The 20,498-nt window shown below is 71.0% G+C and carries 17 protein-coding genes; 8 read left to right on the top strand and 9 right to left on the bottom strand.

Features of this window, described 5'->3' with window-relative positions; genetic code table 11:
- Nucleotides 1-697: 697 nt before the first annotated feature.
- The 4 genes from ACFZDJ_RS00740 (at nt 698) to ACFZDJ_RS00725 (ending at nt 5,981) form a co-directional block, all read left to right on the top strand.
- Nucleotides 698-2,149: an alkaline phosphatase PhoX gene (locus ACFZDJ_RS00740; RefSeq protein WP_390928410.1), complete on the top strand. Its 1,452-nt coding sequence runs from the start codon at nt 698-700 to the stop codon at nt 2,147-2,149.
- A 483-nt stretch (nt 2,150-2,632) separates the two neighbouring features.
- A complete protein-coding gene (locus tag ACFZDJ_RS00735; RefSeq protein ID WP_391055140.1) occupies nt 2,633-4,216 on the top strand; it encodes a TROVE domain-containing protein in 1,584 nt (527 codons plus the stop codon).
- An 84-nt stretch (nt 4,217-4,300) separates the two neighbouring features.
- The gene (locus tag ACFZDJ_RS00730; RefSeq protein ID WP_391055138.1) at nt 4,301-4,951 is read left to right on the top strand and encodes an FCD domain-containing protein; all 651 of its coding nucleotides are present in this window, start codon (nt 4,301-4,303) and stop codon (nt 4,949-4,951) included.
- Nucleotides 4,952-4,964: 13 nt separating this feature from the next.
- Nucleotides 4,965-5,981 (top strand): 1-aminocyclopropane-1-carboxylate deaminase, encoded by a 1,017-nt coding sequence (locus tag ACFZDJ_RS00725; protein ID WP_391055136.1) that lies wholly within the window; start codon nt 4,965-4,967, stop codon nt 5,979-5,981.
- Nucleotides 5,982-6,027: 46 nt separating this feature from the next.
- On the opposite strand, the gene ACFZDJ_RS00720 is transcribed toward ACFZDJ_RS00725, so the two are convergent.
- Nucleotides 6,028-7,479 carry an MFS transporter gene (locus tag ACFZDJ_RS00720; RefSeq protein ID WP_391055133.1) on the bottom strand — a complete coding sequence of 484 codons (1,452 nt, stop codon included), beginning with the start codon at nt 7,477-7,479 and terminating at the stop codon, nt 6,028-6,030.
- A gap of 137 nt (nt 7,480-7,616) precedes the next feature.
- On the opposite strand from ACFZDJ_RS00720, the gene ACFZDJ_RS00715 reads away from it, so the two are divergent.
- Nucleotides 7,617-8,183 (top strand): TetR/AcrR family transcriptional regulator, encoded by a 567-nt coding sequence (locus ACFZDJ_RS00715; protein ID WP_168508002.1) that lies wholly within the window; start codon nt 7,617-7,619, stop codon nt 8,181-8,183.
- Between the two features lie 198 nt (nt 8,184-8,381).
- Here the strand turns inward: ACFZDJ_RS00715 and ACFZDJ_RS00710 are convergent, their stop codons facing one another.
- The 7 genes from ACFZDJ_RS00710 to ACFZDJ_RS00680 all read right to left on the bottom strand — a co-directional run bounded on the left by ACFZDJ_RS00710 (nt 8,382) and on the right by ACFZDJ_RS00680 (nt 15,901).
- A complete protein-coding gene (locus tag ACFZDJ_RS00710; RefSeq protein ID WP_390928427.1) occupies nt 8,382-9,578 on the bottom strand; it encodes a TerD family protein in 1,197 nt (398 codons plus the stop codon).
- Between the two features lie 101 nt (nt 9,579-9,679).
- Nucleotides 9,680-10,669, bottom strand: coding sequence for an alcohol dehydrogenase catalytic domain-containing protein (locus ACFZDJ_RS00705; protein ID WP_391055130.1), 990 nt, complete (start codon nt 10,667-10,669; stop codon nt 9,680-9,682).
- The gene (locus ACFZDJ_RS00700) at nt 10,666-11,517 is read right to left on the bottom strand and encodes a carbohydrate ABC transporter permease (RefSeq protein WP_168507998.1); all 852 of its coding nucleotides are present in this window, start codon (nt 11,515-11,517) and stop codon (nt 10,666-10,668) included. Before ACFZDJ_RS00700 ends, ACFZDJ_RS00705 begins: the two co-directional genes overlap by 4 nt.
- Nucleotides 11,514-12,452 carry an ABC transporter permease subunit gene (locus ACFZDJ_RS00695; protein ID WP_390928431.1) on the bottom strand — a complete coding sequence of 313 codons (939 nt, stop codon included), beginning with the start codon at nt 12,450-12,452 and terminating at the stop codon, nt 11,514-11,516. The genes ACFZDJ_RS00700 and ACFZDJ_RS00695 overlap by 4 nt, the downstream gene beginning before the upstream one ends.
- Nucleotides 12,449-13,816, bottom strand: coding sequence for an extracellular solute-binding protein (locus tag ACFZDJ_RS00690; protein ID WP_391055127.1), 1,368 nt, complete (start codon nt 13,814-13,816; stop codon nt 12,449-12,451). The genes ACFZDJ_RS00695 and ACFZDJ_RS00690 overlap by 4 nt, the downstream gene beginning before the upstream one ends.
- A gap of 78 nt (nt 13,817-13,894) precedes the next feature.
- The gene (locus tag ACFZDJ_RS00685; protein WP_390928435.1) at nt 13,895-14,656 is read right to left on the bottom strand and encodes a DeoR family transcriptional regulator; all 762 of its coding nucleotides are present in this window, start codon (nt 14,654-14,656) and stop codon (nt 13,895-13,897) included.
- Nucleotides 14,657-15,076: 420 nt separating this feature from the next.
- Nucleotides 15,077-15,901, bottom strand: a complete 825-nt coding sequence (locus ACFZDJ_RS00680) for an NAD-dependent epimerase/dehydratase family protein (protein ID WP_390928436.1) — start codon at nt 15,899-15,901, stop codon at nt 15,077-15,079.
- Nucleotides 15,902-16,154: 253 nt separating this feature from the next.
- Between ACFZDJ_RS00680 and ACFZDJ_RS00675 the strand changes: the two genes are divergently transcribed.
- The gene (locus ACFZDJ_RS00675) at nt 16,155-17,159 is read left to right on the top strand and encodes a 5-dehydro-4-deoxyglucarate dehydratase (protein ID WP_390928438.1); all 1,005 of its coding nucleotides are present in this window, start codon (nt 16,155-16,157) and stop codon (nt 17,157-17,159) included.
- A complete protein-coding gene (locus tag ACFZDJ_RS00670) occupies nt 17,156-18,328 on the top strand; it encodes a hypothetical protein (protein WP_391055124.1) in 1,173 nt (390 codons plus the stop codon). Before ACFZDJ_RS00675 ends, ACFZDJ_RS00670 begins: the two co-directional genes overlap by 4 nt.
- A 24-nt stretch (nt 18,329-18,352) precedes the next feature.
- On the opposite strand, the gene ACFZDJ_RS00665 is transcribed toward ACFZDJ_RS00670, so the two are convergent.
- Nucleotides 18,353-19,525 (bottom strand): MFS transporter, encoded by a 1,173-nt coding sequence (locus tag ACFZDJ_RS00665; RefSeq protein WP_391055121.1) that lies wholly within the window; start codon nt 19,523-19,525, stop codon nt 18,353-18,355.
- Nucleotides 19,526-19,706: 181 nt separating this feature from the next.
- Between ACFZDJ_RS00665 and ACFZDJ_RS00660 the strand changes: the two genes are divergently transcribed.
- A complete protein-coding gene (locus ACFZDJ_RS00660) occupies nt 19,707-20,306 on the top strand; it encodes a TIGR03086 family metal-binding protein (protein WP_391055118.1) in 600 nt (199 codons plus the stop codon).
- Nucleotides 20,307-20,498: the final 192 nt, after the last annotated feature.

Here is a 20,498-nt window from a genome sequence, read left to right as displayed (position 1 = left end):
CCCGGCCCCGAGGGGGCGCTCGTTCCTCGGCCCCGGGAGGGCTTCGCCCATTCCTCGGCCCGGTGGGCTTCGCCGGTTCTCCAGCCCTGGGAGGGGCGCTTCCCCGGCCCCGGTTGGGCTTCGCTCGTTCCGCGGTCCCGAGGGGGCGCTCGTTCCTCGGCTCCGGGAGGGGCTTCGCCCATTCCTCGGCCCGGTGGGCTTCGGCCGATCTCCAGCCCCGGGAGGGGCGCTTCCCCGGCCCCGATGGGGCTTCGCCCGTTCCCCGGACCCGAGGGAGGCGCCCGTTCCTCGGCCCCGGGAGCGGAGCTCGTTCCTCGGCTCCGGTGGGCTTCGCCCGATCCCCAGCCCCGAGAGGGGCGCTTCGCCCGTTCTCCGGCCTCGGGGGCGCCCGATCCTCAGCCCCGAGCGGGCACTCGTCCCAGCCTCGGGAGGGGCGCCCGTTCCCGGCCCGGGGGCTTCCCCCGGCCCTCGGCCCCCGTCCTCGGGAGGGGCGCTCGTTCCCGGTCCCGGAGGGTTCCGCCCGTTCCCCTGTCCGGAGGACTTTTGGTGCCTGTGGCCGAGTCCTTACGGATTCATGGAACCGAGTGCGGTGAAGTCGCCCGGTGTTCAACCGCCGTTCAGGCGTGGGCGGGACGGTGTGGCCGCAACGCCCTCGGCCACCCTCCACGGTCATCCTCCACCGTCACGGGAGACACCCATGTCGCTCACCCGCAGGGACTTCGCCGGTCGATCCGCGCTGACCGGCGCCGGTATCGTCCTGGCCGGCAGTGTCGGCGCCCTCGCCACCGCCCCGAACGCCCTGGCGTCCACCGACACCGAGAGCGTGGGGGAGGACGGCAAGCCGACGGACCGGCACGGCGGAGTCGGCTACGGACCGCTGGTCCCGGACCCGAAGGGCCTGCTCGCGCTGCCCGCCGGATTCTCCTACCGCGTCATCACCTACAGCGGCCGAACCAAGCTGGACTCGGGTGAGTTCACGCCGTCCAACCACGACGGCACCTCCACCTTCGACGGGCCGCGCGGCGCTACCCTCCTCGTCAACAACCACGAGCTCAAGGGCCCCCGCGCCGCTTGGAAGTACCCCGTGCCGCTCACCGAGGGCCTGGTCTACGACCCCGCCGCGTCCGGCGGCTGCACGGTCGTCGAGGTGCGCCACGACAAGGTCGCCGAGTGGGTCGGCGTCGCGGGCACCTCCACCAACTGCGCAGGCGGCAACACCCCTTGGGGCACCTGGCTCACCTGCGAGGAGACCGAGGACAAGGCCGGCCAGAACGGCATGACCAAGGACCACGGCTACGTCTTCGAGGTCGACCCCGTCGACCGCCGCCGCAACCGGAACCCCAAGCCGATCAAGGCACTCGGCCGGTACGCCCACGAGGCCGTCGTCGTCGACCCCAAGCGCGGCCGCCTCTACCTCACCGAGGACGCCTCGGGCCCCAACGGCCTCCTCTACCGCTGGACGCCTCCGCAGGGCTTCGAACACGGCCACGGACAGCTCGCCACCCTCGCCGACGACGCCGGCGTCCTCCAGGCCTTCAAGTGCTTCGACTCCGGCGGCCGGTTCATCGACGACCTCTCCCGCGCCACCAAGATCGGCACGGTGTACGGCGTGGACTGGGTCGACGTCCCGGACCGTGACGCGAAGACCGTCTCGGTCCGCAAGCAGTTCACCGACGGCCAGGTCACCCGCGCCCGCAAGCTCGAAGGCATGTGGTGGGGCGACGGCGGCACGTACATCGTCTCCTCGTACGCCCGCGAGGAAAGCCCCGTCCAGCACGACGGCGCCGTCTGGTTCTACGACCCCAAGCACCGCACCCTGACCCTCAAGGTCCTGCTCGGTGTGAACCCCGACCCGTCCAAGGACGGCACCTTCGACGGCCCCGACAACATCACCGTCTCCCCCTACGGCGGCCTCGTCATCGCCGAGGACGGCGAGGGAGTCCAGCACCTCTTCGGCGCCACCGACAGCGGCCGTACCTACCCGATCGCCCGCAACGAACTGAACATCGGGACCGAAGCCGAGCCGGCCTACAGCGAGTTCACCGGCGTCACCTTCTCACCCGACGGCAGGACCCTCTTCGCCAACATCCAGGAACCGGGCATCATGCTCGCCATCACCGGCCCCTGGAAGCGCCAGAAGCGCGGGTAGTTAATTCAATGGCTCGAACCGCGGCCGCCCTCCTAAAGTGGTGCACGTCCAGGTGCGAAGGCAGGACCTACTTCCACTGATAATGGGGCGGCCGCGGGTTCGAGTCCCGCCACCGGTACAACGCGCCGGTGTAGCTCAGGGGTTAGAGCACCTACGTCGGTTCCGCCGGCCTTGAACTCTGGACACCACAATTTCATGCACCTCCCGGTGCGCAGGCTGCGGCTACTTCTCTCTCAAAGAATCCACGCCGCCGCCGAATTGATCTCGGGAGGCGCAGCTCATGGTGGGTGCCCGGTGCGCAGGCAGCGGATACTTCGGGACACGGTATGTTGCGGGTTCGAATCCCGTCATCGACTCCGGGTCGATGTGGCGGAAATGGCAGACGCGCCGGGTGAACAGGAACCGTCGCCGACTCCTGATCTCGGACACCCTCCATTTGCTGTGCCTCCCTCCGACATACTCATGAATTCGGGGGAATTCACCATGGCACGCTTCAACGCCCGTGCGGCGAAGGCACAGCCGACCTCTCGCGTGACATCCACCGGCCGCGTGCTGCGCACCCACCAGGGCGGCCGCGGCCAGGAGCGCGACGCACGCTCCGAGCTCTTCCTGCTGGCCATCGCCAATTTCGTCTCGCAGAACACCTTCTACGAGACCGGCGAGGCCCGCGACGACCGGTTCGCCGCGCTCGTGCGCGAGCTCGCCGTCGCCGACCCCTCGTGGACGGCCGCCCTGCTCGGCTGGCTGCGCGGCGAGGGCAACCTGCGGACGGCCTCGCTCGTGGGCGCCGCCGAGTACGTGAAGGCACGCCTCGACGCGGGCGCCACCGAGGGCCCGGCCAACCGCCAGGTCATCGCCTCCGTGCTGCGCCGCCCGGACGAGCCCGGCGAGCTGCTCGCCTACTGGACCTCCCGGTACGGCCGCAACGTGCCCAAGCCCGTCAAGCGGGGCATCGCCGACGCCGTACGCCGGCTCTACGGCGAGAAGTCGCTGCTGAAGTACGACACGGCGGCCAAGGGCTACCGCTTCGGCGACATCCTCAACCTGGTGCACGCGGCGCCCGATCCGGCGAAGCCGTGGCAGGGCGAGCTGTTCCAGTACGCCCTCGACCGGCGGCACCACCCGGACACGGCCGTGGTTCCAAGGTCGCTGTCCGTCGTGGCGGCCCATCGCGACCTGATGGCGCTGCGGCCCGCCAAGCGGCGCAAGGTCGTGACCGGTGCGCACGGCGCGCGGCGCCTGGCGGACGCGGGGATGACGTGGGAGGCACTGGCCGGCTGGCTGCAGGGCCCGATGGACAAGGCGGCCTGGGAGGCCGTCATCCCGTCCATGGGCGCGATGGCGCTCGTACGCAACCTGCGGAACTTCGACGAGGCGGGAGTGAGCGACGAGGTGGCGGCTCAGGTCGCCGCCAGGATCAGCGACCCGGCGGAGGTGGCGCGCTCGCGGCAGTTCCCCTTCCGCTACCTCGCCGCGTACCAGCACGCGCCCTCGCTGCGCTGGTCGTACCCGCTGGAGCAGGCGCTCGGCCACTCGCTGGCGAACGTGCCCGCGCTGCCCGGACGCACGCTCGTGCTGGTCGACCGGTCCGGCTCGATGTTCTACTCGCGGCTGTCGGAGCGCTCGGAGCTCAACCGGGCCGACGCGGCGGCGATCTTCGGCACGGCGCTCGCGCTGCGGGCGGCGGACGCGGATCTCGTCGAGTTCGGCACCAGCAGCAACCGGGTCAAGTTCACGAAGAGCGAGTCGGTGCTGAAGGTGCTGGAGCGCTTCGGCGACCTCGGCGGCACCAACACGAGCGAGGCGGTGCGCGCGCACTACGGGAAGCACGACCGGGTGCTCATCGTCACCGACGAGCAGGCCACCTACAGCCACTACGGCGACCCGACCGAGCAGGTCCCGGCGCACGTCCCGGTCTACACCTGGAACCTGGCCGGCTACCGGGCGGGCCACGGCCCCTCCGGGAAGGCGAACCGACACACGTTCGGGGGGCTCTCGGACGCGGCTTTCCGGATGGTTCCTCTGCTGGAGTCGGCGCGGGACGCCGACTGGCCGTGGGCCGGATAGCCGATCGTGCGTGAGTGCGGCCCGTACTTCGGTGCGGGCCGCACTCTTGTGCGCAGCGGGAACTGATATCTAACATTTCAGTTCATGAAGGCGATACGACCCGTGCGCCGGACCCTGCTGAGGGACCGCGCGTACGAAGCGATTCGGGACGCCATCGTGGCCGGTGAGCTCGCACCGGGCGCGGTGGTGCGCGACGCCGGGCTCGCCGAGCTGCTCGGGCTGTCGCGGGCGCCGGTGCGCGAGGCCTTCTCCCGGCTGGTCGACGAGGGGCTGCTGGAGTCCAAGCCGCAGAGCTACACGCGGGTGACCCCCCTGGTGGCCGCTGATGTACGGGACGCGGCGGCCGTGGTCGGCGCCATGCACGAGCTGGCCGCGCGCACGGCGGTGCCCCGGCTCGAAGCGCCGCACATCGAGGTGATGCGCGAGGCCAACGTGCGCTTCGCGGACGCTGTTCGCGCCGGTGACGTGGACGCCGCCCTGATGGCCGACGACGAGCTGCACGACGTACTGGTGCGGGTGAGCGGCAATCGTGCCGCCGCCGCCACCGTCGCCCGCTACACCCCGCTGATCCGCCGTCTGGAACGGCGCCGCTTCGGTGAGGGCGGCAACTGCCGTTCGGCGGGCCTGCACGACGAGCTGATCGACGCCTGTGCCGAACGGGACGTGGCCGCCGCCGTCCGCGTCACCGCGGAGATCTGGGGCGCGCTCGAAGACCTGGCCGATGTCGAACCCTGATGCGGGAGGACCCATGTCCCTTTCCTCGTACGAGCGTTACCCCCTGCTCTTCGGGCCCTCGCCCGTGCATCCGCTGGAGCGTCTGACCGAGCACCTCGGCGGTGCCTCCCTGTGGGCCAAGCGGGAGGACTGCAACTCCGGTGTCGCGTACGGCGGGAACAAGACCCGCAAGCTGGAGTACCTCGTCGCCGACGCGCTCGCCCAGGGCTGCGACACCCTCGTCTCGATCGGTGGCGTGCAGTCCAACCACACCCGCCAGGTCGCGGCCGTCGCCGCCCGAGCCGGGCTCAAGTGCGTGCTCGTGCAGGAGAGTTGGGTGGAGTGGCCCGACTCCGTGTACGACAAGGTCGGAAACATCCTCATCAGCCGCCTCGCCGGGGCCGACGTACGGCTCGTGCGGGCCGGGTTCGGGATCGGCTTCAAGGAGAGCTGGGAGCAGGCGCTGCGGGAGGTCGAGGAGGGCGGCGGCAAGCCGTACGCCATTCCGGCGGGGGCGTCGGACCATCCGCTGGGGGGCCTGGGGTTCGCCGGGTGGGCCTATGAAGTGGCCGAGCAGGAAGCGGAGTTGGGCGTCTTCTTCGACACCGTCGTGGTGTGCTCGGTGACCGGGTCGACCCAGGCGGGCATGGTCGCCGGGTTCGCGGCCCTGGAGGAGGCGGGCGGGCGGCCGCGGCGCGTCCTTGGGATCGACGCGTCGGCGGCGCCCGCCCGCACCCGGGAGCAGATCGCGCGGATCGCACACGGCACCGGGCAGCTCATCGGCGTAAGGAAGGAGTTGACGGAGTCGGACGTCGAGCTGGACGAGCGGTACCACGCGGGCACGTACGGGATTCCGGACGAGGCCACGCTGGAGGCGATGCGGCTCGCGGCGCGCACCGAGGGGATGGTCACTGACCCCGTCTACGAGGGCAAGTCGATGGCCGGGATGGTGGATCTGGTGGCGCGCGGGGAGATCGGGCGGGAGTCCACCGTGCTCTACGCCCACCTGGGCGGACAGCCCGCGTTGAACGCGTACAGCGCGTTGTTCTAGGTGCTGGGTTTCTTCAGGCGGTCGGTTCCTTCAGGTGGTGGTTTCCTCAGGCGGTGTGCTTCGGCTTCGTACCGGTGATTGCGAACGCCGACACCAGCAGGGCGGTCAGCGCGATCAGCGAGCCGATGCCGAACGCGCGGGCCGCACCCTCGGTGAGGATGTCGGACGGGGAGCCGTGCGCGCGCCGGGCCGCCGTGCCGAAGACCGTGACCAGGATGGAGAGGCCGAGGGTGCCGCCGAGCCACTGCAGGGTCTGCAGCAGGCCGGAGGCGGCGCCCGCCTCCCGTGGTTCGATGCCCGCGAGGATCGTCGCGTTGAGCGGCATGAAGCTCAGGCCGACGCCCACGCCCATCAGCACCAGCGGGCCGAACAGGCCGGTGAGGTAGCCGTCGTCGGGTCGCAGCCGCCACAGCCACGCGGCCGCGACGACGAGCAGGGCCATGCCGGTGAGCAGCACCGGCTTGGCGCCGAGCCGCGCGAGCAGCCGGGGCACGAAGCGTACGACCGTGAACATCGCCAGGGTCATGGGCAGGAAGGCGAATCCCGCGCGGAGCGGGCTGTAGCCCAGGACCTGCTGGCAGATCAGGGTGAGGAAGTAGAACGCGCCGAACATGCCCGCGGGCAGCAGCAGTACGCCCGCGTAGCCGCCCGCGCGGTTGCGGCTCGCGAACAGGCGCAGCGGCATGATCGGCTGGTCCGCGCGGGACTCGATCAGCGTGAAGCCCACCAGCAGGGCCGCCGCCGAGCTGAAGCCCAGCAGCGCCTGGGTGTCGGACCAGCCCTCCTCCGAGACCCGGATGAACGCGTACACCAGCGATGTCATCCCGGCCGTGCCGGCGAGTGCCCCCGCCGCGTCGAACCGGCCCGCGTGGCGCTGGGTCTCGGTGACGAAGCGGGGCAGGGCGACGGCGACCGCGATGCCGATCGGTACGTTGATCAGCAGGGCCCAGCGCCAGGACGCCCAGGAGGTGAGCATGCCGCCGAGGACCAGGCCGATGGAGGCGCCGATGCCCGCCATCGACGCGTAGATGCCCAGGGCGTGGTGGCGGCGCGGGCCGTCGGGGAAGTTCGTGGTGATCAGCGCGAGGGTGCTGGGTGCGGTGAGGGCGGCGCCGACGCCCTGGAGGGCGCGGGCGGTGAGCAGCCAGGCGCTTTCGGTGGCGAGACCGCCGAGTAGGGAGGATCCGGCGAAGAGCAGGACGCCGATGGTCAGGGTGCGGCGGCGGCCCGCGATGTCGCCGACCCGGCCGCCGAGGAGGAGCAGGCCGCCGAAGGTGAGGGTGTACGCGTTGAGCACCCAGGACAGGCCGGTCGGGCTGAAGTGCAGGTCCTTCTGGATGTCGGGCAGTGCGACATTGACGACGGTGGAGTCCACGCCGACCATCAGGTAGGCGGTGACGATGACGAACAGGACGGCGCCGAGCCTGGCGGGTTGGGGTGGTGCGGAGAGAGCGTCGGTGGTGGTGGACGGTGCGGACGGGGTAGACGAGGTGGACACGGTGTTCTCCCGGTCTGGCGTCCCCGGACGAAGGTGCGTACGGGCAGCACGGACTGCCCGCGAAATAAGCGGGGACTGTCTCCGTTTAACCCTCGCTAAGATACGGAGGGGGTCCCCGGTTCGCAAGGAGTATCTGAATGACGCAGGTCAAGCCCATGCGCGCGGACGCTCGGCGCAACTATGAGCGGTTGCTGAAGGTGGCGGCCGAGGCGTTCGCCGAGCACGGGGAAGGCGCGTCGCTCGACGACATCGCCAAGCGGGCGGGTGTCGGGTCGGGCACGCTGTACCGGCACTTCCCCACGCGGCAGGCGCTGTTGGAGGCGGCGTACGTCGACCGGATCGAGGCGCTCGGGGCGCGGGCCGACGAGATCGCGAAGGAACTGCCCCCGGGCGAGGCGCTGGCGGAGTGGCTCTACGAGCTGTGCGTCGGCACCATCCAGGTACGCGGAATGAAGGCCCTGCTGGGCTCGGCCGTCACGGACGGCAGCAGGGCCGCGCTCACGGCCTGCGGCACTTCCATGAAGGGGGCGGCGCAGCGGCTGGTCGAGGCGGCGCAGCGGGAGGGAACCCTGCGGCAGGACATCGAGCCGATCGAGGTCCTGCGGCTGGCTCACGGGGTGTCCACGGCCTCGGAGCTGGCGAACGGCCAGGGCAAGCAGATCCGCCGGTATCTGTCCCTGCTGACGGAGGGGCTGCGGCCGTAGCGACGGAGGGTCCTCAGGCGGTGCGTTGTCCGGCGTGCGCTGTCCGCCGGGGGGTGGGTCGGGTCCGTGGCGGCGCGTCGAGCCCGTCGCCGCCGGATCAGGCGTGGGCCGGGCAGGCGAGCCGCTGCTCGATCCGGACGTAAGCGACGGGCTTGCGACGCACCGCCATGGTCCCTTCCGTGGGTGGGCGGCCGCGGGTCAGAGGGCCTGGGCCGCGGGCTTCACCATGCCGCGGACCGTACGCGACTTCACGAAGTCGCCCATGGCCGTCATCTCCCACTCGCCGGAGAACTGCTTGATCATCTTGGCCATCATCACGCCGGTCTGGGCCTCGGCGCTGGTGAGGTCGAAGCGGACCAGCTCCTCGCCGGTGGCGGCGTCCAGCAGGCGGCAGTAGGCCTTGGCGACCTCGGTGAACTTCTGGCCGGAGAAGGAGTTGACCGTGAAGACGAGGCCGGTCGCCTCCTGGGGGAGGCGGCCGAGGTCGACCACGATCACCTCGTCGTCACCGCCGCCCTCGCCCGTGAGGTTGTCGCCGGAGTGCTTGATCGCGCCGTTCAGGATGGACAGCTTGCCGAAGTAGCAGCTGTCGATGTGGTTGCGCTGCGGGCCGTAGGCGATGACCGAGGCGTCCAGGTCGATGTCCTTGCCGCGGTACGCCGGCTCCCAGCCGAGGCCCATCTTGACCTGGGAGAGCAGCGGGCGGCCGCCCTTGACCAGGGAGACCGTCTGGTTCTTCTGGAGGCTGACGCGGCCCTTGTCGAGGTTGATCTTTCCGGAGGCGGGGGGAGTGGGAGGGGCGGGCGGCGCGGGAGGGGCCGGCGGGGTCACGGGGGTGTGCATGGGGGGTGCGGGCGGGGTCGCGGGTGCGGCTACGGGCTGGGCCGCCGGGGCGGGTGCCGGTTCCTCCACCGAGACGCCGAAGTCCGTGGCGATGCCCGCGAGGCCGTTCGCGTACCCCTGGCCGACCGCGCGGGCCTTCCAGGCGCCGTTGCGCAGATAGATCTCCACGACCACCAGCGCCGTCTCGGTGCCGAGTTGAGGGGGCGTGAACGTGCCCAGGACGCTGTTGTCGTCCGCGTTGCGGATCGTGGCCGTCGGTTCGATGCCCTGGAAGGTCTGGCCCGCGGCGTCCGGGCTCGCGGTGACCACGATCTTCTCGATGCCCGGGGGGACGGCACCGGTGTCGACGGTGATCGCGTCGGGTGCCGCACCGCCGCCCGAGCGGTACGTCACGCCCGGCCCGCTCGGCTGGTTGTAGAAGATGAAGTCGTCGTCCGAGCGCACCTTGCCGTCGGCGGTGAGCAGCAGGCCCGACACGTCGAGCCGCACCGGAGCGGCGACGTCCACCGTCACGCGCGCGGCGGAGAGAGGGATGTTCGAGCCAGGGGTCATAGCTGTCATGCCTGGTGAACGAGCGAGACCATTTTGCCGTTCCCTTACCAAGCGGCCAATTGGCGGAACCCCGAAACCCTGGCCCGAATCCCGATGATTCCCTACGGAACCACCACGATCTTCCTGCCCACGCCCGCCGCGAACTGCTGCAACGCCAGCGGATACCGCTCCAGCTCGATCCGGTCGCTGATGAAGATCTCGGGGTCGAGCACGCCGTTCGCGAACAGTTCCGCCGCCCGCTCGAAGCTGTGCAGCACGGCCATCGAACCGGTGATGGTGATCTCCTGGTTGTAGATGCGGTACGGGTCGATCGTCACGCGGGTCGCGTAGTCGGCGACCCCGAACTGGAGGAACGTGCCCGCCTTCGCCACCCGGTCCAGGCCGTCCTGGATCGCGGCCGCGTTGCCGGTGGCGTCGACGACGAGGTCCCAACCCTGCGGGCGGTCCAGCTCGTCCGCGTTCGCCGCCGACCCCGAGACACCGAGCGTGCGTGCCGTCTCCAGCCGGGCCGGGTTCAGGTCCACGACGTCCACGCTCGCCGCGCCGGTCCGCTTGGCCAGCTCCAGCATCATCAGGCCCATCGTCCCGGAGCCGTAGATCAGGACATGGGCGCCGAGCCGGGACCGCAGGACGTCGTAGCCGCGCACCGCGCAGGACAGCGGCTCCACGAGCGCGGCGTCCTGGGTGCGTACGTGCTCGGGCAGCTTCACGCAGTTCGCCACCGGGGCCACCGCGTACTGCGCGGCCCCGCCCGCCGTGGTGACGCCGATCGCGGCCCAGCGTTCGCAGAGGTTGTTGTGGCCCGTACGGCACTGCCGGCACTCGTAGCAGTACAGCGAGGGGTCGACGGCCACCCGGTCGCCGACCGCGAGCTCGGTGACCTGGGTGCCGACCCCGACCACCTCGCCCGCGAACTCGTGCCCCGGCACGATCGGCAGCTTGGGCGCGAACTCGCCCTGGAGGATGTGCAGGTCCGTGCCGCACAGGCCGCAGGCGGCGACCTCGACGACGACCTCGCGGGGGCCCGGTGTCGGGTCCGGGACCTCGGTGACGACGGCGCGGCCCACGGACTCGATGACGGCGGCCTTCATTTGACGGCTCCCAGGGAGAGGCCCTGGACCAGTTTGTCCTGGGCGGCGAACCCCGCGGCGAGCACCGGCAGGGAGATGACGAGCGAGGCGGCGCACACCTTGGCCAGGAACAGGCCCTGGCTGGTGATGAAGCCGGTCAGGAAGACGGGGGCCGTCTCGGCGACCACACCGGTCAGCACGCGGGCGAACAGCAGTTCGTTCCAGCTGAAGATGAAACAGATCAGGGCCGTGGCCGCGATGCCGGGCAGGGCTATGGGGGCCACGACGCGGGCCAGGATCGTCGGCAGTTTCGCGCCGTCGATCTGGGCCGCCTCGATCACCGCCACCGGTACCTCGGCGAGGAACGACTGCATCATCCACACCGCGATCGGCAGGTTCATGGAGGTGTAGAGGATGACCAGGAGCCAGATGTTGTCCAGCATTCCGGTGTTCTTCGCGAAGAGGTAGATCGGGAGGAGTCCGGCTACGACCGGCAGCATCTTCGTCGACAGGAAGAAGAACAGGACGTCCGTCCACTTCTTCACCGGGCGGATGGAGAGTGCGTACGCCGCCGGGAAGGCCAGCAGGAGGACGCAGAGGGTGGAGACCACCGAGGCCACCGTCGAGTTGATCAGCGCGGGCCAGGGGCTCGCGCCGCCGCCCGTGCCGAAGAAGTCGCGGTAGCCGTCGAGGGTGAGGGCGGCGCCGAAGGACGGCGGGTTGGTCGCCGCGTCCGACTCCGAGTGGAACGACGTCAGGGCCATCCATGCGATGGGCAGGAAGAACAGCACACCGAGCAGCCAGGCCAACAGGCCCAGGCCCGTCCCCCGGGCACGCCGGGGTCGTACGCGGATCGTGGTGGCGCTCATGCGCGGGACACCTCCTCGCGGAACAGGGACGAGACCACGCGCAGCGCGAAGGTCGCGATGATGATCGAACCGATGACGACCAGGACGCCCGCGGCGGAGGCGAGGCCGTTCTCGTGGGCCTGGTAGAAGCTCTGGTAGACGGTGTAGGGGAGGTTGGCCGTTCCCAGGCCGCCGGACGTGAGGGTGAAGACCGCGTCGAAGTTCTGGACGATGTAGATCGAGCCCAGCAGGGCGCCGAGTTCCAGGTAGCGGCGCAGGTGGGGGAGGGTGAGGTAGCGGAAGACCTGCCAGTCGCTCGCGCCGTCCACCCGCGCGGCCTCGATCTGCTGGTGGTCGCGGCTCTGCAGGCCGGCCAGGAGGATCAGCATCATGAAGGGCGTCCACTGCCAGACCAGGGAGGCCTCGACCGCCAGCAGTGGGGTGCCCGAGATCCAGTCGGGCTGGGGACCGCCCACGTAGTGCAGCAGTCCGTTGAGCAGGCCGTACTCCGGGTTGTAGAGCACGTGCTTCCAGAGCAGGGCGGCGGCGACCGGGACCACCAGGAAGGGGGCGATGAGGAGGGTCCTGACGATGCCCCGGCCGCGGAATGTGCGGTCCAGGAGCAGGGCCAGGCCCAGGCCGATGACCAGGCTGGCGACGACCACGGCCGCCGTCAGGAGGATCGTCGTCCACACCGAGTGGCGCAGGTCGGGGTCGGTGAGGACGTCCGAGTAGTTGGAGAGGCCGGTGAAGTGGCGGGCCTTGGGGTAGAGCGCGTTCCAGTCGAAGAAGGAGATCACCAGCGTGGCCACGAAGGGGAGCTGGGTCACGGCGATCATGAAGATCAGGGCGGGGAGCAGCGGGGCGCGGGTGGCCCAGGCGCGCAGCCGGTTGGACGGCTCTTTCAGGGTGCGTACGGGAGTGGCGGCCACGGGGGCCGTTGTCGTGGCGGTCATCGTCCCTCGTACTCCTTGGAGATCTTCTCGGCGAGTTTCTGGGACTTCTTCAGGGCCGAGTCGACGGACTGGCGTCCGGCGATGGCCGCGCTGATCTCCTGCGAGACCTTGGTGCCGAGGTCGGTGAACTCGGGGATGCCGACGAACTGGATGCCGGGCGCGGGGCGCGGCTGCACCCCCGGGTCGCGCGGGCGGGCGCCCTCGATGGCCTCGCGGGTCATCTCCTGGAAGGCGGCGGCCTCCTTGGTGTACGCGGCGTTCGTGTAGGTGGAGGCGCGCTTGCCGGCCGGCACGTTGGACCAGCCGATCGTGTCGCCGACCAGCTGCTCGTACTGCTTGCTCGAGGCCCAGGAGATGAACTTCCAGGCCTTGTCGGAGTTGTGGGAGGCCTTCTGCAGACCCCAGGCCCAGGTGTAGAGCCAGCCGGAGGACTTGGTCTTCTCGACGGGTGCGGGTACGTAGCCGATCTTGCCCTTGACCGGGGAGTCGGACGCCTCCAGGGAGCCCGCCGCGGAGGTGGCGTCGTACCACATGGCCGTCTTGCCCTGGGTCATGTTGTTGAGGCACTCGGCGAAGCCCGACTGGGCCGCGCCGGACTCGCCGTGCTTGCGGACGAGGTCCACGTAGAACTTCGTCGCCTTCTCGAACTCGGGGGAGTCGAGGCGGGCCTTCCAGTCCTTGTCGAACCAGGTGCCGCCGAAGGTGTTCACGACGGTGGTGAGGGGTGCCATGAGCTCGCCCCAGCCGGGCAGGCCGCGCAGACAGATGCCCTTCATGCCGGACTGGGCGCCGTCGGCCTCGGCGGCCAGCTGTCCCACCTGCTCCCAGGTGGGGTGGTCGGGCATCGTCAGGCCCTTCTGGGCGAAGACGTCCTTGCGGTACATCAGGAAGGACGACTCGCCGTAGAACGGCTGCCCGTAGAGCTTGCCGTCGGCGGCCGTCAGGGACTGCCGCATGGGGGCGAGGATGTCCTGCTCGTCATAGCCGCTGTCCTGGCGTACATAGGAGTCCATGTCGTGCAGCCAGCCGTTGCGGGCGTAGATCGGTATCTCGTAGTTGGAGAGTGTGGCGACGTCGTACTGGCCGGCCTGGTTGGCGAAGTCCTGGCTGATCTTGTCGCGGACGTCGTTCTCCGGCAGCACGGTGAAGTTCACCTTGATGCCGGTCTCCTTGGTGAAGTGCGCCTTGGTGAGTTTCTGCAGCTCCACCATCTGCGGGTTGTTGACCATCAGGACGTTGATGGAGTCGCCGCCCGACCCCGACCCGCCCGCTCCGACCCAACAGCCGGAGAGCAGCGGGGCGAGCAGCGTCCCTGCGGCGGCCGCGGCGAGTGCGCGCGACCTCCGTCGGCTCTGGGTTCGCATGGATCGCTCCTGGACGTATAGGGAGATAAAGGGCTTCTTCGGGTGTGGGCGTGCCCTTGTAGCGGGTGAGTTGGGTTTTCAGACTCGGATGACCTGGGGGCCTTGCAAGGAGTACCGGTGCGCCTCCGACGTCGGAAGGAGCGTGCTCGTGACGATGGCTTCCAGGGCGGTGATCTCCGCGAAGCGGCAGAAGCTGACCGCCCCGAACTTGGTGTGCACGCCCGCGAAGACCGTGCGCCGGGAGGCCCTGATCGCCTGGGCCTTGACCTCGCTGACCGCCGGGTCGGGGGTGGTGAGGCCGTGTTCGCGGGAGATGCCGTTGGCGCCGATGTACGCCAGGTCGATGACGAAGCCGGCGAGCATCTTCGTCGTCCAGTGGTCCACGGTCGCGAGCGTGCCGGGGCGGACCCGGCCGCCGAGCAGCAGGACGCTGGTGTGGTCGGCCTCGGCGAGCGCGCCCGCCGTGGCCAGGGAGGCGGTGACCACGGTCAGTGGCCGGTCCCTTGGGAGCGCCTCGGCGATGAGCTGCGGGGTGAACCCCTCGTCGATGAACACGGTCTCGGCGTCCCCGAGCAGCTCGGCCGCGGCGCTCGCGATCCGGCGCTTCTCGGGCACATGGCTGGTGGCCCGGAAGGCGAGCGTCGTCTCGAACCCGGCGCTCTCCACGGGGTAGGCGCCGCCGTGGGTGCGGCGGACCAGACCGTGGTCCTCCAGGGCGCGCAGGTCGCGCCGTACGGTCTCCTTGGCGACGCCCAGTTCGGTGGCGAGCGCGGTGACGTCGACCGCGCCGGTACGGCGGGCGGCCCTGACGATCTCCCGCTGGCGTTCTTCCGCGGTCATGGCCGGCACCTGCTCCCTGCGTCCAGTGCGTACTGCCCGTTCGGGCCCGGTGTGGGCCTTGGGGGAAGTTCTACAGCGGGTGCGCGGCACTGACCAGGCCTGTTGCGTGACCGATGATGCCCGGCTGTGACCGTTCGGCGCGGCGGGCGCCCGTGCCGGACCTGGGGCGGAGCGGTGGGCGAGGTGGGATCGGGCAGGGTTCGTGCCCGAACACGGCGGCGGGCGGGCCCGTTCGGTGCCCGCCCGCCTTCTCGCGCCGTGGCCGCAGGGTCGTCTTCCGGCCGCCCGGTCGTGAGTACGGCCGTCCGGTCGTAGGTCGTGAGTACAGCCGTCCGGTCGGAGGTCGTGAGTACGGCCATCCGGTCGTAGGTCGCGAGTGCGGCCGTCCGGTCGTAGGTCGTGAGTGCGGCCGTCCGGTCGTCAGTACGGCCAGATCGGCGGGTGCGTCGTGAAGTGGCCGCCCAGGTGGGCGTGGTCCGGGTTGGCCGGGTCGAGCTCGCCCTGTTCGGCGATGAGCTTCTCGGCGTACGGCTCGGAGTCGTCCCGCGGCTCGTAGCCCAGTGCCCGGGCCGTCGAGAGGTCCCACCACAGGCGGGTGTTGGCGGAGGAGCCGTAGACGACCGTGTGCCGTACGTCCTCGGCGGTCAGCGCCGCGTGGAAGAGGCGGGCGCCGTCCTCGGGGCTCATCCAGACGGAGAGCATGCGCACGCTGGTGGGCTCCGCGAAGCAGGAGCCGATGCGGACCGAGACCGTCTCCAGGCCGTGCTTGTCCCAGTAGAACTGCGCCAGGTCCTCGCCGAAGGACTTGGAGAGCCCGTAGAAGGTGTCCGGGCGGCGCGGGGTGTCGATCGGGATCAGGGCGCTGTCGTCGAAGGGGGCCTCGCCCTGGGGGTGCGGGGTGAAGCCGACGGCGTGGTTGGAGGAGGCGAAGACGATCCGTCGTACGCCCTCTTCGCGCGCCGCCTCGTACAGGTTGTACGTCCCCTCGATGTTCGCCTTGAGGATCTTGTCGAAGGAGGCTTCCAGGGAGATGCCCGCGAGGTGGATGATCGCGTCGACGCCCCGCACGGCCTCGCGCAGGGCGGCCTTGTCCGCGAGGTCCGCGGTGAGCGCGTCCGGCTCGCCCTCGACGGGCAGCAGGTCGAGGAGGCGCAGCCGGTAGCCGTAGTCCGGCAGCAGCCCCCGCATCAGGGTGCCGAGTCCGCCGGCGGCGCCGGTGAGCAGAACGGTGCGGGGAGCGGGCATGCGGGTGTCTCCTCACGGCCACGTGAGTGGCCGTATTCGTGTACGGCATTCACATCCATGGACACGCTAAGGAGCGCCGACCTGCTCCGTCAAGTGTCGCGCGGAGGTGGCGAATCCGCTGCTGTGTCGCGGGTTTGCGCGCTTGACCGGCCCCAAGGTCGCGCTTTAGCGTGGTGGCGTTCAGAAATATGGACATGGATCAGAAACATGCACCGGCTGTTGTGTGCGTGAGCACCTGCCCCAGGGAGAGTCCGTGACGTCAGCCCCCCTTGCCGCTCGGCTCAGCATCCCCAGCGGGCCGCTGTTCTTCCCCGTCACGGCGTACGGCCCCGACGGTGCCCTCGATCTCGACACCTACCGCGCGCACGTGCGACGCGGCGTCGAGGCCGGTGCCGCCGCCGTCTTCGCCTGCTGCGGCACCGGGGAGTTCCACGCGCTCACGCCCGAGGAGTTCCAGGAGTGCGTGCGGGCGGCCGTGGAGGAGACGGCCGGGCGAGTTCCGGTCGTCGCGGGCGCCGGATACGGGACCGCGCTCGCCGTACGGTTCGCACGCCTCGCCGAGGAGGCCGGGGCCGACGCGCTGCTCGCGATGCCGCCGTATCTGGTGGTGGCGGGGCAGGAGGGGCTCCTGCGGCACTACCGGGAACTCGCCGCCGCCACCTCGCTGGACATCGTGGTCTACCAGCGCGACAACGCCGTGTTCACGCCCGAGACCGTGGTCGAACTCGCGCGCACCGAGGGGATCATCGGTTTCAAGGACGGGGTGGGCGACCTCGACCTGATGCAGCGGATCGTGAGCGCGGTGCGCAGTGAGGTCCCCGGTGACTTCCTGTACTTCAACGGGCTGCCGACCGCCGAACTGACGGGGCTCGCGTACCGGGGCATCGGCATCACGCTGTACTCGTCGGCGGTCTTCTGCTTCGCACCCGAGATCGCCCTGGCGTTCCACACGGCGCTCAACACGGGCGACGACGAGACGGCGAACCGGCTGCTGGACGGCTTCTACCGCCCCTTCGTCGACCTGCGGGCCCAGGGCCGCGGATACGCGGTCTCCCTGGTCAAGGCGGGGGTGCGGCTGCGGGGGCTGGACGTGGGTGAGGTACGGCCGCCGCTGCACGAGCCGACCGAGGACCATGTGAAGCAGCTCGCGCAGCTGATCGAGCGTGGGTATGCGCTGCTGGAGCCGCTCGAAGGACCTGAGGGGCCTGAGGGGCCTGAAGGGCCTGAGGGAGAAGGACGGCTGGGGGAGGGCGAGTGAAGGCGTCCGCTTTCGTCTATCCGTGGGACGTCGTCGGGGATCCGGGGGCGGCCGAGCGGATCGCCGGGCTCGGGGTGCGGCAGGTGACGCTCGCCTCCGCGTACCACTCCACGCGCGCGCTGACCCCTCGCCACCCCCGGCACCGGATCGTGACGGCCTCGCACGCCGCCGTTCTGTACCCCGTCGACGACGCACGGTGGCAGGGGCGCGCGCTGCGGCCGTACGCCGCCGGGGAGTGGGCACCCGGGGACGCGTACGGGGAGGCGGCCGGCGCGCTCGCGGAGGCCGGGCTGGACGTCCACACATGGGTGGTCCTCGCGCACAACTCCCGGATGGGTGCCGAGCATCCGTCCACCTGCGTCGTCAACGCCTACGGGGACCGCTATGCGTGGGCGCCGTGCATCGCGCAGGCCGACACACGGGCGTACCTCGTCGACCTCGCGGTGGAGTCGGCGGTGCGGCCCGGGGCGCCGGGTACGGAGCTGGAGTCGCTCGGCTGGTACGGCCTCACGCATCTGCACGCCCACGACAAGATCGGCGGGGTGGGGCTCGGGGACGCCGGGCAGTACCTGATGTCGCTCTGCTTCTGCGCGGCCTGCCGGGAGGGGTACGGGGGACGCGGGCTCGACGCGGATGACCTGGCGGCGGCCGTCCGGGAGGCGCTGGAGCCGGTGTGGCGCGGGGACGTGCCGTCGGACGGCGGCTGGCCGGCGGTCGAGAAGCTGCTCGGGGGCGAGACGGCGGCCGCCACGCGCGCGTGGCGTGAGGGCGTGGCCCGTTCGCTCCAGGAGACGGCGGTCGCGGCGGTGCGGGCGGCCGCGCCGGCCGGCTTCCAGGTGTTGCTGCACGCCGATCCCGTGTCGTACCACTGCGGGGCGAACGCCGGGGTCGATCCAGGGCACATTCTCTCCGTGGCGGACGGGGTGGTGGTGCCGTGCACGGGTGGGGTGGGCCCGCTGACGCCGTTCGCGGAACAGGGGCGGGAGGCGGCCGTACTGGCCGCCAACTTCACGGTCGTGTCAGGGATGGGAGGCAGTCCGGGCACGTTGGCGGCGGACGCGGCTCGGGCGGCTTCGGCGGGCGCGACCGAACTGCGGCTGTATCACGCGGGGTTGGCCTCGGACGGGGATCTGGACGCCGTGCGGGCGGTGCTGACGGGGCCGGCCTGAGCTCAGACCCCGGGGGTGCGTCTTCTAGGTGCGGGTGAGCGGGGGCAGCGTCAGGAGGCGGGTCAGCCCGAGGACCAGGAGCAGGGGCCGGTAGTCGACCAGTTCGATCAGGCCCGCGCCGACGGCCAGCCCGAGCGCGTTCGGGGCGTACATCAGGGTGTTCGCGGTGGCGGAGGTGCGGCCGAGGAGCGGGGCCGGAGTCTCGCGCTGGACGGCGGTGTACGCGGCGATCAGGACGCAGGGGAGGCCGAAGCCGATCACCGCGCCGCAGACCAGGGCCACCGCGTCGGACGGGACCGCGCGGAGCGCGACCGCGACCGCCGTGAGGGCGGTGCCGTACGCGGCGAAGCGGCGCTCGCCCAGTCGGCGCAGCAGGGGACCCGAGACCAGGCCGATCAGCACCGAGCCGGCGCCTTGGGCGACGTAGAGGAGGCCGACGTACGCGGGGGAGTGGCCAAGACCCTCGGCGACGGCGTAGACCGTGGCGCCGTTGACGCCCGCGAAGAGCATGGTCGTGGCGGCGGCCAGGATCAGTGGCCGCAGTTCCGGGTGATGCCGGATGTGGCGGATGCCCGCGGCGGTCCGGGCCCGCCAGGCCGAGGGGTCCGACGCGGGCGGGGCCTCGCGGACCCGCAGCAGCGCGTACAGCCCGGCCGCGAGGGCGAACGTCCCGGCGTCCAGGACGGCCACCCTCGCACCGCCGTACGCCGCGTACAGGCCTGCCCCGGTCAGCGGAGCCAGGAGCTTCATGCCCTCGCCCGCCGTCATGCGCAGGCCGTTGAAGTCGCCGAGGAGGTGCCTGTCGACGGCCGTGGCCATGAGCGCCGACTCCGCCGCGTCATGGACGACGCCCGCCGCCCCGTAGAGCACCAGCACCGTGAAGAGGATCCACAGGCCCTCCCGGGTGGTCACGGCCGACAGCGTCGGCAGGAGCGCGGCCAGGGCCAGGTTCAGGGCGATCAGGAGCGGCCGGCGGCGGGTGCGGTCCGCGAGCACGCCGAGGACGGGGCCGACGAGCGTGGGGGCCCAGAGGGCGAACACGCACAGGGCCGCCAGACCGTTCGAGCCCGTCAGGTCCTTGACCCAGATGCCCGACACCAGCCACATCGCCGACGAGCCGAAGCCCGAGACCACCACTCCGGCCAGGTACAACCCCGCGTTGCGGTCACCCAGCACACGCGTCACCGTCCATGTCATGGCAGGTGATCGTGGTTCTAAGGGGGGCGGTCGGGGATCGGGCATGCGACCTATCTCCTCGGCCGGGAGCGATTCTCCTCGGCCGGGAGCGATGAGTTCCGGGCGCCGTTTCGGTCTGTCTCCGGAGTGGAGTCACAGATGAGCCGACGAGCTGAAGAGCTCAAGAGCCGGGGAGCAGCGGATGACGGACGACCGGACTTTCGACACCTTCGACCTCGGGCCGCAGGCCCTGATCGTGGCGCGCCTCGCGGCGGGGATGACGCAGGAGCAGCTCGACCGCGCCACGCCCTGTCCCGGGCTCGCGGTGCACAACATGCTCGGGCATCTGGGCGGACTGGCCGTCGCCTTCCGTGACGCCGGGCGCAAGGACCTGGGCGTCACGACCGACACCGACCCCGGTTCCGTGGTGCCGGACATCGGGCCCGACTGGCGCGCGGCCCTGCCGAAGGCGCTCGACGAGCTCGCCGAGGCCTGGCGCGACCCGGCCGCGTGGACCGGAGTGACCCGTGCCGGCGGGGTGACGCTGCCGGGCGCGGTCGCCGGGGCCGTGGCCGCCGACGAACTGGTGGTGCACGGCTGGGACCTGGCCCGGGCCACCGGCCAGGAGTACGAGCCCGACGCGGTCGCGTTGCGGGCGGCGTACGGCTTCCTCGCCGCCGCGGCCGAGAGTTCCGGCCCGGGCGGAGGCGTGTTCGGCCCCGTGGTGCCCGTGCCTGACGATGCGCCCTTCCTCGACCGCGTGATCGGCCTCAGCGGCCGCGACCCCGGCTGGAAGCCGTAGCCCCGCCTTGCCGGAGGCTCGGGCGCTGCTGAAGCGGAGTGCCGGAACGGGGGTGCCCGGCGCCTTCGCCGAGTTGCAGAGGCATATGGATGTTGCAGAGGCATATGGATACGGAAGGGCTGTGCGTGATCTGATCGCGCACGAAATCGCGGCTCTCGCGTCCCTCTGCGAGGCGGACGCCGACCGGAATCG

Source organism: Streptomyces sp. NPDC007896, from assembly GCF_042959425.1.
GTDB lineage: Bacteria > Actinomycetota > Actinomycetes > Streptomycetales > Streptomycetaceae > Streptomyces.
The sequence above is the reverse complement of the archived record's forward strand: the minus strand, read 5'-3'. Positions and strand labels throughout refer to the sequence as shown.

Excerpts from the sequence above, each read along its gene's own strand:
- ACFZDJ_RS00730 (WP_391055138.1), top strand. The coding sequence starts at position 4,301 with ATGAAGGCGATACGACCCGTGCGCCGGACCCTGCTGAGGGACCGCGCG.
- ACFZDJ_RS00710 (WP_390928427.1), bottom strand. The coding sequence starts at position 9,578 with ATGACCCCTGGCTCGAACATCCCTCTCTCCGCCGCGCGCGTGACGGTG.
- ACFZDJ_RS00740 (WP_390928410.1), top strand. The coding sequence starts at position 698 with ATGTCGCTCACCCGCAGGGACTTCGCCGGTCGATCCGCGCTGACCGGC.
- ACFZDJ_RS00700 (WP_168507998.1), bottom strand. The coding sequence starts at position 11,517 with ATGAGCGCCACCACGATCCGCGTACGACCCCGGCGTGCCCGGGGGACG.
- ACFZDJ_RS00680 (WP_390928436.1), bottom strand. The coding sequence starts at position 15,901 with ATGCCCGCTCCCCGCACCGTTCTGCTCACCGGCGCCGCCGGCGGACTC.
- ACFZDJ_RS00705 (WP_391055130.1), bottom strand. The coding sequence starts at position 10,669 with ATGAAGGCCGCCGTCATCGAGTCCGTGGGCCGCGCCGTCGTCACCGAG.
- ACFZDJ_RS00695 (WP_390928431.1), bottom strand. The coding sequence starts at position 12,452 with ATGACCGCCACGACAACGGCCCCCGTGGCCGCCACTCCCGTACGCACC.
- ACFZDJ_RS00660 (WP_391055118.1), top strand. The coding sequence starts at position 19,707 with ATGACGGACGACCGGACTTTCGACACCTTCGACCTCGGGCCGCAGGCC.
- ACFZDJ_RS00725 (WP_391055136.1), top strand. The coding sequence starts at position 4,965 with ATGTCCCTTTCCTCGTACGAGCGTTACCCCCTGCTCTTCGGGCCCTCG.
- ACFZDJ_RS00685 (WP_390928435.1), bottom strand. The coding sequence starts at position 14,656 with ATGACCGCGGAAGAACGCCAGCGGGAGATCGTCAGGGCCGCCCGCCGT.
- ACFZDJ_RS00690 (WP_391055127.1), bottom strand. The coding sequence starts at position 13,816 with ATGCGAACCCAGAGCCGACGGAGGTCGCGCGCACTCGCCGCGGCCGCC.
- ACFZDJ_RS00715 (WP_168508002.1), top strand. The coding sequence starts at position 7,617 with ATGACGCAGGTCAAGCCCATGCGCGCGGACGCTCGGCGCAACTATGAG.
- ACFZDJ_RS00665 (WP_391055121.1), bottom strand. The coding sequence starts at position 19,525 with ATGACATGGACGGTGACGCGTGTGCTGGGTGACCGCAACGCGGGGTTG.
- ACFZDJ_RS00735 (WP_391055140.1), top strand. The coding sequence starts at position 2,633 with ATGGCACGCTTCAACGCCCGTGCGGCGAAGGCACAGCCGACCTCTCGC.